This is a genomic window from Spirosoma horti (assembly GCF_054776595.1).
The window spans coordinates 171,501-183,201 of the sequence record NZ_BAAHBQ010000011.1 but is presented as its reverse complement, the minus strand read 5'-3'; the positions used below and the strand labels follow the sequence as shown (position 1 = coordinate 183,201).

The 11,701-nt window shown below is 43.7% G+C and carries 11 protein-coding genes; 10 read left to right on the top strand and 1 reads right to left on the bottom strand.

Features of this window, described 5'->3' with window-relative positions:
- Positions 1-610: 610 nt before the first annotated feature.
- Positions 611-1,201 carry a TetR/AcrR family transcriptional regulator gene (locus tag ACYVAM_RS28690; RefSeq protein ID WP_461073576.1) on the bottom strand — a complete coding sequence of 197 codons (591 nt, stop codon included), beginning with the start codon at positions 1,199-1,201 and terminating at the stop codon, positions 611-613.
- A 390-nt stretch (positions 1,202-1,591) separates the two neighbouring features.
- On the opposite strand from ACYVAM_RS28690, the gene ACYVAM_RS28685 reads away from it, so the two are divergent.
- The 10 genes from ACYVAM_RS28685 (at position 1,592) to nrfD (ending at position 11,208) form a co-directional block, all read left to right on the top strand.
- Complete coding sequence (locus ACYVAM_RS28685) at positions 1,592-2,461, top strand: NmrA family NAD(P)-binding protein (RefSeq protein ID WP_461073574.1); 870 nt, start codon at positions 1,592-1,594, stop codon at positions 2,459-2,461.
- A gap of 61 nt (positions 2,462-2,522) precedes the next feature.
- Complete coding sequence (locus ACYVAM_RS28680; protein WP_461073572.1) at positions 2,523-3,398, top strand: NmrA family NAD(P)-binding protein; 876 nt, start codon at positions 2,523-2,525, stop codon at positions 3,396-3,398.
- Between the two features lie 127 nt (positions 3,399-3,525).
- Positions 3,526-3,975: a DinB family protein gene (locus ACYVAM_RS28675; RefSeq protein ID WP_461073570.1), complete on the top strand. Its 450-nt coding sequence runs from the start codon at positions 3,526-3,528 to the stop codon at positions 3,973-3,975.
- Between the two features lie 234 nt (positions 3,976-4,209).
- Positions 4,210-4,962 carry an alpha/beta fold hydrolase gene (locus ACYVAM_RS28670; RefSeq protein WP_461073569.1) on the top strand — a complete coding sequence of 251 codons (753 nt, stop codon included), beginning with the start codon at positions 4,210-4,212 and terminating at the stop codon, positions 4,960-4,962.
- A 280-nt stretch (positions 4,963-5,242) separates the two neighbouring features.
- Complete coding sequence (locus tag ACYVAM_RS28665) at positions 5,243-6,787, top strand: DHA2 family efflux MFS transporter permease subunit (RefSeq protein ID WP_461073567.1); 1,545 nt, start codon at positions 5,243-5,245, stop codon at positions 6,785-6,787.
- Positions 6,788-6,805: 18 nt separating this feature from the next.
- Positions 6,806-7,447: a Crp/Fnr family transcriptional regulator gene (locus tag ACYVAM_RS28660; RefSeq protein WP_461073565.1), complete on the top strand. Its 642-nt coding sequence runs from the start codon at positions 6,806-6,808 to the stop codon at positions 7,445-7,447.
- A 109-nt stretch (positions 7,448-7,556) separates the two neighbouring features.
- Positions 7,557-8,363, top strand: a complete 807-nt coding sequence (locus tag ACYVAM_RS28655; RefSeq protein WP_461073563.1) for a class I SAM-dependent methyltransferase — start codon at positions 7,557-7,559, stop codon at positions 8,361-8,363.
- Positions 8,364-8,382: 19 nt separating this feature from the next.
- Positions 8,383-9,069, top strand: a complete 687-nt coding sequence (locus ACYVAM_RS28650; protein WP_461073561.1) for a hypothetical protein — start codon at positions 8,383-8,385, stop codon at positions 9,067-9,069.
- Between the two features lie 130 nt (positions 9,070-9,199).
- A complete protein-coding gene (locus tag ACYVAM_RS28645; protein WP_461073559.1) occupies positions 9,200-9,694 on the top strand; it encodes a DUF302 domain-containing protein in 495 nt (164 codons plus the stop codon).
- Between the two features lie 80 nt (positions 9,695-9,774).
- Positions 9,775-11,208: an NrfD/PsrC family molybdoenzyme membrane anchor subunit gene (gene nrfD / locus ACYVAM_RS28640; RefSeq protein WP_461073557.1), complete on the top strand. Its 1,434-nt coding sequence runs from the start codon at positions 9,775-9,777 to the stop codon at positions 11,206-11,208.
- Positions 11,209-11,701: the final 493 nt, after the last annotated feature.

Below are 11,701 nucleotides of genomic sequence, written 5' to 3'. Positions count from 1 at the left end.
CGATCTTCCCTTCCTCGAGTGACTGATAAATTGAGCGAATGGTTTGTGCCAGGGGAGTCATAGCGGAATCTGGTTACTCGAAATGGTTGTCTAAGTAACCCAGTAACAAGACGCATGCCAAGCCTGGTATACTTAATAGCCCCCCCGATTATTAACACCAACAAATAGATAATTCACTCATTATTAGTGCATTAACAGAAAATCTTGCTTTTATGTTTGTGCTCGGTAGTTAACAAAACTTTACCAAAATCTGCACAACTTCAGGTTTTGTTGGATTTTTTGGTTTTTAATAAATCTATACGGATGCGCGTACAGACTTTGCTCACTCTTGGATAAAGTCCCCTTCAGGGCAGGGCTGTTAAGTTCTCAATTTATTTCAGTGAACCCAGCTCTTTAAATACCCCCCGCCCCGTAACGACGGCCCGGCCTGAAGGGGGAGGAAATCCACGACAGAGTGCTCCCCCTTCAGGCCGGGCCGTCATTACGGGGCGGGGGGTAAAGAAGACAGAACTTAACAGCCCTACCCTTTAGGGGATTTAGGCGGGGCGGCCCGTGCCGGTAAAACAAAATGAAAAAATAATCCTAAACAGCTTCTTTGAGTAGAAAAGTATTAGGAAATTGAATAAGAATTAATTTCTCGTTTCAGCATGTCGATTAATGAGACCAGGGTTTCATGATTATTCATGACTCTGGAAATAACTATTCCGCCTTCAATCATCGTAAATAATTTCAAGGCAAACTCATCTGGATTTAACTGCTCTGAGAATTCTTCGTCCGCAATTCCCTTCCTGATCGTATCAGCAAAAAGCCCGATCAGTTTTTGAATTGCCTGCTTAATTTTTTGTTGGACAACCTCATTATTACTATCCGCTTCAGCGCCAAAATTCATGATGGGACACCCACTAGCACTGGTTGGATTGATAGGATTACTGTATATATCCAGATAAGCAAACAGCTTGTCTTTGGCGCTGGTCTCTTTTGTAACAGCGGCAAATGATAAATCAATAACAATCTGTAGGAGGTAATCGACGATGGCGTAAGTAAGGACGTCCTTATTTTCAAAGTGGCCGTATAAGCAACCTTTAGCCACTTTCGTGGCTTTCAGGACATCCTTAATCGACGTAGCAGCTAACCCTTTTTCATTAAACAGCGGAGCGGCCGTTTCAATGATCATTTGCTTTGTTTTTTCCCCTTTACTCACTGACTTACAAATTGTATAGTAAAACTAGCCCAAGTGATCTGTTTCGCAAAACTCCTTTAAGGTAGTTTGGCTAATTGAATTTATAATGTGTCTGGTTGGCCTTAACAGATATAAACACCGTTCGATTTTATCTCAAAAAAACCGAAAACACCCCAAATAACCCCAAAAATAGGAATTCTATTTCCAAGTGGGGTAAACCGTTTTTTTTAGTCAACATATTCATTATCAATGATATAAATTATTAAATACAAGAAATTAAGTTCATTTTATTTATGGCACGAACTTGGTAATTATAGTTATTGGCTAACACCTATTCTATCTGTTATTGGGACTAATGACCTTAGGTAAAATCACTAAAACGATCTAAAACATATCAAATCCTTTGTTATTATGGACGCTAAAGTTTTAATCACAGGTGCTACCGGAGTTACTGGAGAAAATGCCATTGCCCGGCTACTTGAGCTAAAGATACCGGTTAGAGCATTGGTTCATAAACTGGATGAACGTTCAGCCCAATTGACTGCGCTGGGTGTAGAAGTAGTGGAGGGTGATCTTACTGATTTTAACTCCGTTAGTGCCGCACTGAAAGGGATCTCAGCCGCCTATTTTGTTTACACAATCCAGGCACCCGGCCTTATTGAGGCAACTGCCTATTTCATACAGGCAGCCTTAGAGGAAAAAGTAAGTCATGTAGTAAATATGTCCCAAATAACTGCAAGAAGAGAATCACCCAGTCACGGTGCACAAAATCATTGGCTGGCTGAGCGCTTACTGGACCATTCAGGACTATCGGTTACTCATCTTCGACCTACCCTTTTTGCCGAATGGCTTGCTTATTTTGCCAGGGAGATAAAGGGGAATAACAGGCTCCTTTCTCCATTTGGGAATGCTTCCTATGCTTCCATTGCAGGGGAGGATACGGGCAGGGTAATTGCTACCATCTTAGCTAATCCAAATGATTATGCCGGGAAAACCTTCGAGCTTTCTGGCGCAGAGGAAATGACCCAGCAACAGGTAGCGGACTTACTGACTGAAATACTTGGCAGAAAGATCACCTATATTCCGATGGAAATTGATGCGTATGGGCAGATGTTAGCGCAATTTTCTGACCCCTATTTTGTGCAGCATATCGCAGGAATAGCACAGGACTTCCGGAACGGTCTCTCAGGCGGTATCAATGACAATGTAGAAAAGATCACGGGACAGAAACCCCTTACTATGAAAGCTTATATAAAAAAGAATATTGCTCTTTTTAGATAGATACTTTTTTTAGCTTTTTGATCAGCCTATAAAATTGGTCTACTCAAATAATACTCAAACTATGAATAAGCAAGTTTTAGTAACCGGCGCTACTGGAAACACCGGGGGGTATGCCGTTAAGCAACTGCTAAGCATGAACGTACCGGTCAGGGCGATTGTGCATAAGATGGATGAGCGCTCAGCGGCTTTAAGCGCATTGGGTGTAGAAGTAATCGAGGGTGATTTGTCAGACTTTGAATCAGTTTCTTCCGCACTTAAAGGAATTTCCAGCGCTTTTTTCGTGTACCCAATACAAGTGGCGGGTATTATTGAAGCGACTACTTATTTTGCTCAGGCTGCCCTGGAAAATGGGGTTGATGCCATCGTAAACCTTTCCCAGTTTGGCGCTCACCGTAATGTTCGAAGTCATGGTGCCCAGAACCACTGGATTGCTGAGCGTGTTTTCGACCGTTCAGGAGTGCCGGTTACCCACCTTCGTCCCACCTTATTTGCCGAATGGTTTGTGTATCAGGCGTCAATAATCAAATCAGACAGTAAGTTTTACCTGCCTTTTGGAGATGCCCGTTTCGCGCCAATTGCTACGGAAGATATTGGTCGCGTAGTCGCAGCAGTATTGGCCGATTCTGCCCCTCACGCCGGAAAACGGTACGATCTGTTTGGTACACAGATCTTAACCATGAGCCAGATAGCAGACTTATTCTCCACGGTGTTGGAAAGGGAGATTACATATGTTCCGATAGATACGGAAACGTTCGTGGATATTGTCAAAAAGTCAATGAAAGCAAGTCCTTATTTCTTACAACACGTGTCATCTTTAGGCCAAGATCTCAAGGAGGGACGGGAAGCTGGTATGAACGACCTGGTAGAAACGTTGAGCGGGCAGAAGCCGATGTCTATGGTGGAGTTCATCAGTAAGCATAAAGCTGCTTTTGCATAAGGTCTAACTGCTGTAAGAAAAGGGCGTAAAACAGTTCCTTTTATGGGTGACCTACTAGTACCACCTAGTTGGAAAATCCTTCCTGAGATGATTAAACCATAGGATCGTTGGCACGAGTAAACCCATCATGGATCAATACCTGAATGAATTAGAAGAAAAACGAAATTCCCTAATTGAGAAAACTAAAAATCTCAGTTTAGAACACTATAATTTCATTCCGCCAGGCTTCAATAATAATATCATCTGGAACCTGGGTCATATGCTTGCCGTGAGCGAAAGCATTCTTTATAAAAATTCGAATTTCTTACCGCCTGCTCATGCGTTTGACATTACCCGTTTTAAACGAGGTACAAAGCCTGAGCAGTCGTATACTGCTGAGGAAATTACCTCAATAAGACAGGCCTTACTTGATACGGTTACTTATTTTAAAAAACAAGCTGCTGCTGAGTTGACAGTTGCAGAAGCACAGGTAGATGGTTCGTCAAACGTAATCAACGGAGCCGTCCTGCAATTTCTTTTGTTTCATGAGAATCTTCATTACCGTACCATCGGAAATCTGCTGAAAACTAATAGGTAGTTGACCTTGTAATGGAAACCAAAACATAGGGCTTGTCAGCAAACACACTAGCGTGCTTTAAGCCCTCATTAATTTTCGTACCATCCCAGGAAATGCGCCATTGGTACGTCGAATTCATCTTCATTGACCAAACGCATTAAAAGTTCATGTTTTATCAATTAACACAAACCTGATTTTCCAATGAAACAGACCATTCTTTTTTCACTAGCAGCCGCTTTACCAATAATCTTGGCTATGACTACCACTGTAGAATCCAGTGCTCCGACACCCAAAACTTTTGTACTCGTACACGGGGCCTGGCAAGCTCCCTTCGCCTGGCAAATCGTGAAAAAACAGCTTGAACAAAAAGGGCAAAAAGTCGTCCTCGTTGAACTGCCCGGCCACGGTGCGGACAATACCCCACCCCAGAACCTAACCCTGGACGTTTACCGGGATAAAGTCATCAGTACCATCAACTCTCTGTCAGGCAACGTCATCCTGGTGGGCCACAGCCTGGGGGGCATGGTTATTAGCGTAGCTGCCGAAAAACTGCCCACCCGTATCGACAAACTGGTGTACCTGGGAGCCTTTCTGCCCGCCAACGGGCAGAGCCTGCTGGACCTGGCCAACACCGATGCTGATGCCCAGTTAGGACCCGCCCTTAGACCAACCACTGATAATCTTTTATTAGGAATCGAAACCCCAAATTTAGCGCCGATCTTCATCCAGGACGGATCGGCTGAGGTGCAGAAGCTGATCATCGATAACTACCGGCCTGAACCCGCGATTCCCTTTACGAATCCGGCCGTGCTCACGGCAGCTAACTTTGGCAAGGTGCCCAAATATTACCTGCACACCTTGCAGGATCATGTGGTGAGTCTGAGTTTGCAGAAGCGGATGGTGGCTGCGGCCGGCGTGCAAAAGGAGTACGATATTGCCAGCAGTCACACGGCCCATCTTGCTCATCCCGCCGAAGTGACTCGTTTTCTGCTGGAGATTGGCCAGTAATTGCAGTACAAATTTACTTACGTATACACATGATCGTTAGAAACAAAAAGCCTGATTTACTAACTATGATCAGGGTCAAAAACTCAATCATAGTTAGCAGGCTCTTCCAAATAGTATCAACTTACCCTTATCGATGTTGATTCGAATCTGAATGAAGCGCAAAGCTGGCTGGACAATTACGTGAAGACGACTACTCTCCAGGTTGCTTTCGCTTAACTATCCCCAGTTACCAATAGTGATACACGCTTGCTATCTATTACAAGACCTATAGTATTTGATTATGAGCACCATCCGATTGGTTTTATTAACGATCACAGTTATTGCTGCGGCTGTAATGGAATTAATTGATACGTCGATTGTCAATGTTGCTTTATCGCACATGAGTGGCAATCTGGGGGCCACTTTGGAAGATACCGCCTGGGTCATTACCTCGTATGCTATAGCTAATGTCATTGTAATACCCATGACGGGTTTCCTGGCCGCATTAGTAGGGCGTCGGACTTATTTTATTGGTTCAGTAGCCCTGTTTACCGTAGCTTCTTTATTGTGTGGTTTATCGACCAATATCTGGATGTTAGTTATTTTTCGCTTCATTCAGGGGATTGGCGGTGGGGCGTTACTATCCACTTCTCAGGTCATTGTCTTCGAGTCATTTCCGATTGAAAAACGCTCAACGGCAGCTGCCTTATTTGGCGTAGGCGTATTTACTGGCCCAACTATTGGTCCAACATTAGGAGGCTACATACTCGATGTGACCAGTTGGCACTGGATTTTTTTAGTCAATGTTCCTATCGGTCTGGCTGTACTAATCGGCTCGATTTTTCTGGTGAAGAACCCGAAAGAAAGCCAGAAAATTAAGCACATCGATTATACGGGATTGCTGCTGCTTATTGTTGGCATTGGTTCCTTGCAAGTGGTTTTGGAACGAGGTGAACAGGAGGATTGGTTTGACACGAACTACATCATTTATCTCACTCTAACGGCTATAGTTGGTATAATCAGTTTTATCTGGTGGGAATTACGAATCACTAATCCAATTGTCAATTTACGCGTACTCCGCAGTCCAAGCCTGGTGGTAGCGTCTATTTTAACGTTTGTTACCGGGTTGGGTCTATTTACCAGTGTATACCTTACCCCTGTATTCGCGCAACGTCTTTTGGGGTTTCCAACACTGACGACTGGACTATTACTACTACCAGGAGCCATTGTTGCTATTGTTGCCTTGATAATAACAGCCCGGCTTTTGCAGGCAGGCGTACCCAACCAACTAATTATCATCGCTGGCTTTCTGTCATTTATAACGTTTAGCTGGCAAATGAGCCACTTGGGCCCCGATGTTGGTAAAAATGATTTTTACCTGCCGCTTATTTTTCGAGGTATAGGTCTGGCGTTACTGACTGTGCCATTAACCAGTTTGGCAGTCTCGGGCCTCAGCGAAGTCGAAATTCCCCAGGGGGCGGCTTTTAATAACATGATGCGTCAATTGGGTGGATCGTTTGGTATTTCTGGCGTGAATACCTATTTGGCCAACCGCGTCGCCCAACACCGGGGAGATTTGGTGGCTAACTTAACCCCAAATGATCCGGAAACATCACTTTGGTTATCAGCCGTTGGACACCGGTTCAATGCACAAGGCGCTACAGAGCTAACTTCTATTCAGCAAAGTTACCACCTGCTGGATCAGGTCGTTAACCGTCAGGCTACGGTATTAGGGTATCTGGATGCCTATTTTGGGGTGGGTGTACTCTTTCTAGTAGCTATGCCCTTAATTCTGATCGTTATCCGAAGTACGTCCAAGAATACGGTTATTCTATCGGAGCATTGACGAATTCGGCACGGGGCGTTGGCAAAAACAACCGCATTAGTAGACTATCTTTCAGTCTACATAAATCAAACCAAGCGAATGAAAAAGGACTCCCTGCATACCTTCCTTCAGCAAAACTCCCCAGCATCCAGGCCAGTAATCGAAACCATCGCCGACCATTTTGACGGCAGAAAATTCTCAAAAAATGATTACTTCCTCAAAGCAGGAAATTATAGCATTGACTATATGTTTCTGGACAGTGGGTTAATGCGTGCCTTTAGTCATGATATCGACGGCAATGAAATAACTACGTATTTCTATCCTGAAAATAATATGGTGTTTGAAGCAGCCTCTTTTTTCACACACAGTATTTCGGCTGAAAACATCCAGGCCGTGACGGATTGTACTGGCTATACGCTGTCATTTGACAAATTAAATATGCTCTTTCACTCTATTCCCGAATTTCGGGAATTTGGCCGATTCATGTTGGTAAAAGGATTTGTTGAATACAAGCAACGAACCCTGGATTTAATTACCAAATCGGCCGAAGAACGATATGAGGACTTAATGAGTACGAATCCGGAAATTCTTCAACATGCCCCCTTGAAACACATTGCTTCTTATCTGGGGATTACCGATACATCACTGAGCAGAATACGCAAAGAATTTAAAAAAAAGTAAAAGCCTGTCTCATTTCTTGCCATTTGCCAAGTGTAAAAAGCTGTATTGGCGGTTGCTTTACATCGAAATTAATAAAATGAAAAACAGGATTTAACTCCTTGTCAAGAACATGAGCAAGAACCCAATTACTTTTAACGGCTCGGTACCCCAGCAGTATGACGATTACCTGGGACCCTTCTTATTTGAGCCCTATGCGCTTGATTTAGTCGATCGGATTGATCCCTCTTCGGCAGGTAATGTGTTAGAACTAGCCTGTGGAACGGGTCGGGTAACCAAACACCTGGCTGCGTATTTCCCGACGACTACTCAACTGGTGGCGACCGATCTGAATCCGGATATGATCGCCGTCGCCCAGGAAAAAATAGCATCGCCCAATCTAACATGGGCAACAGTTGATATGTCGAGCATCCCCTACCCGGATGGCCACTTCGACCTGGTTATAAGTCAATATGGATTAATGTTTGCACCCGATAAGCTGCAAACGCTGATAGAAATTCGTCGCGTATTAGCAAGGGGTGGAAAGTTGATTTTCAACACATGGGGCAACCTCGCTGATAACCCCGTCTGGAACATTACCAATTCGATCGTTAGCTCGTTTATTGGTATCAGTCCCATAACTCTGGAACAGGGTCCCTTCTCCATGAGTGATAAGGCGGAAGTACTGCATCTTTTGGACTTGGCAGGCTTTAAACAGCCCAGAGCTGATGCGGTTAACATAACCAGCAAAATAGAAAGTGCAGCCCTGGCCGCAAAAGGATTCATTCATGGGCTTCCAATCGCGATGGTCATCCAGCAGAAAAATCCATCGCTCCTGCCCCAAATTCAAACTGCCTTAGCAGACGAATTAAGCAAACACTTTGGTGATTTTCCGCTGCAAACTCCTTTGCAGGCGTGGGTTTTTGACGCAATGAACTAGGTACAAACTAAACGAAGCCATGAACAATTTACCACTTTATGTTTCCTTAACGTTTGGCGCTACCGTTATTGCTGCGGTCTGGCTATTTCTTAGAGCCACTCACTATTCTCGAACGGTTTTAATCCTGATCAGTGCCTGGATAGTCATACAATCCCTTCTTAGTAGTACCGGATTTTATCATGCCGAAGATTCAGCGTCTGCTCGTTTTCCGCTCTTAATCCTTCCCCCATTAATCTTCATTATAGGGCTATTTTTAACAAAGCAGGGGAAGCTATTTATTGACAAACTAGACCTGGGCGCACTGACTATTTTCCATGTGATCAGAGTACCCGTCGAACTGGTACTATTCTGGTTGGTTGTGCATAAATTAATTCCTGAAGCAATGAGCTTTGAAGGCAGGAATTTTGACATTATATCCGGGCTTTCTGCGCCATTCGTTTATTATTTTGGCTTTGTGAAAAAGAACCTCAATAAATCGATCTTACTGGGCTGGAATTTCCTTTGTCTGGCGTTGCTGATCAACGTTGTATCGAATGCCCTTCTGTCATTACCGGTACGCTTTCAACAATTTGGCTTTGAACAACCAAATATTGGGCTTGGCTATTTCCCGTTTGTGTTATTACCTACCTGTCTGGTGCCTTTAGCCCTGTTTTCTAATGTAGCCGCTATTCGAAAATTACTGAGCTCTAAAGCCCCCACCTACTAGTAAAGTAGTGTCACCAGGTCAATGGGATTCTCCTCTTAAAGTGTACTACTCAGGTACTGGCCGATGGTACCATTGGTGAAATTCTAACGAATAAATAAACCGCCCTAATCAGGCTTAATGACTGCTAATCATGGAAAAAGACTATTCAGCCATACTTGTTTCGGTCAATCTGGAATCGACCTTTGAGGCCTTTACCCAGCAACTGGAAGCCTCCCTGGGCCGATTTAACCTGTCAGCCTTAGAAAAAGCAGCCCATGATCCGGTTGTCGTTGAAGCCGAGATTAAGAAGATGCTGGGGGAGGAAAGTTTAGTGCTTTTCAACGTGGAAGACCTGGGCAACTTATTGAGTTTAACCGGCCCGGCAAAGAAGGCAAAGCGGTATTTCGTCGGCAACTTTCTAATGGCAGCCAAAATAATCAGTATGGATTTGCGCCTTGGTTTGTATGCCCCTATCCGCGTATTGGTCTACGAGTCGGATGAAAGCAAGGTCATTGTCAACTATGAAAAGCCGTCCTCCTTATTTTCTCGGCTAGAGAATGAATTGATCAGCAAAACGAGTTTGGGACTCGATGCCAAATTAAAAAACATTATCGAAAGCTCGGATAAAAAGGCCACTGCTCTTTAGGCCTGTTTTCTGACCGCTCAGCTAACCTATCGTACCAGGTTCGATCCGTTTAAATACCGATCCACAACTCCCCTTATTTCATGTCGACGATAACTTCAACTGTCAGGAAACCCCTTGTGACGGGGGGGGGAACGTATGCCGATGTGACGGAAGATGTCAGTCGACAGGTAGAACGTCCCCCCACCCGGGAGTGGAAAATCGCCATTACGGTGGCAGGTGTGGTGTTGTTATACGGAACAAGTTGTGTATTCTATACGTGGTGGGAAGGATTAGGGGTTTGGGGACTCAATAAGACCATCGGCTGGGCATGGGATATTACCAACTTTGTTTGGTGGGTCGGTATTGGTCACGCAGGTACTCTTATCTCGGCAATTTTATTATTGTTTCGTCAAAAATGGCGGACGGCCGTCAACCGGGCCGCTGAAGCTATGACCATTTTTGCTGTTATTTGTGCAGCGATGTTCATCATGCTTCACTTAGGACGCCCCTGGTTAGCTTATTGGGTATTCCCCTTACCTGATACATTCGGTTCCCTTTGGGTTAATTTCAAGTCTCCCCTAGTTTGGGATGTATTTGCCATCAGTACCTATTTTACCGTTTCCCTAGTCTTCTGGTACATGGGACTCATTCCGGATTTAGCAACGATTCGGGATCGAACTACGCATCCCGTATCGCGCTACTTATATGGGGCCTTAGCGCTAGATTGGAACGGATCTGCTAAAACCTGGGCTCGGTATGAATACATGAGTTTGATTCTGGCAGGCCTTTCCACACCCCTTGTCCTTTCGGTACATACCATCGTGAGCATGGACTTTGCCACCTCAGTCATTCCCGGATGGCATACGACCATCTTTCCCCCTTACTTTGTCGCAGGAGCCATCTTTTCTGGCTTTGCGATGGTACAAAATTTGGTATTAATTATTCGGGTTGTTTTTAAGCTAGAGAACTACATTACCCTGGAGCACATTGACTCCATGAACCAGGTAATAATTTTGACTGGGTCAATCGTCGGTGTGGCTTACATAACAGAATTTTTCATTGCCTGGTACTCGGGCAATGAATTTGAAACGTATACTTTCATAAACCGGGCCACAGGCCCCTATGGGTGGGCCTATTGGGCGATGATGACCTGTAATGTCATTACGCCCCAGCTTTTCTGGTCGAAAACGATTCGAAGGAGTATTGCGTGGACGTTTGTCCTGTGCGTTATAGTGAATATTGGTATGTGGTTTGAACGGTTTGTGATTATAGCCACGTCACTGCATCGCGATTTCCTGCCATCGAGTTGGGCCATGTTCCACCCAACCCTATTTGATATAAGTGATTTTATTTTTTCGTTCGGTTTATTCTTTACACTTTTTCTTGGCTTCGCCAAGTTTCTTCCCGTCATAAATATGGCAGAAGTAAAAGCGATTATTAAATCGTCCTCTGAGCAATTACCTAAACCAGTAACTGGTAATTCTAAAAGTGAAAATCTGCTTAATTCGTCTATCAACCTAAAAAGTAACCTGTAATTTATCATTACCATTCAATTAATAGAACGAATGCGTTTAAAACGCATTCGTTCTATTAATTGACGCTACGTTAGCTTTAAATATGAAAGTTATTAAAAAAGGTACATTGATTTTTGTGATCATTGCACATCTCTATTTTTTTTACTAGAAGCCGTATGTTGGATGAACTCATTCGTCTACATCACATTAATCAGTTTATTAAATAATCCTATAACATTAGATTACTATACTCAAGCATTAGTCTTAAAAAATCTTTTTATTAATCAGGGTTTTTATAATCTATTTTTTTGTCAATTTCAGGTATCTATGGATTGTTCTTGGTATAAATAGGAAAGTACACAATTGCTTACACACTCATTTTGTTTTTTTGTTTTTTCGGTTTCGGAGCAGGCCTCATTTTAGTGTGTACTACAAAAGCCTATATAGTAGCGTGCCTACAAGCAATACCAGCCGCTATAGCTTTCTTAAATGTATATAAATCATTCCGTCTTTC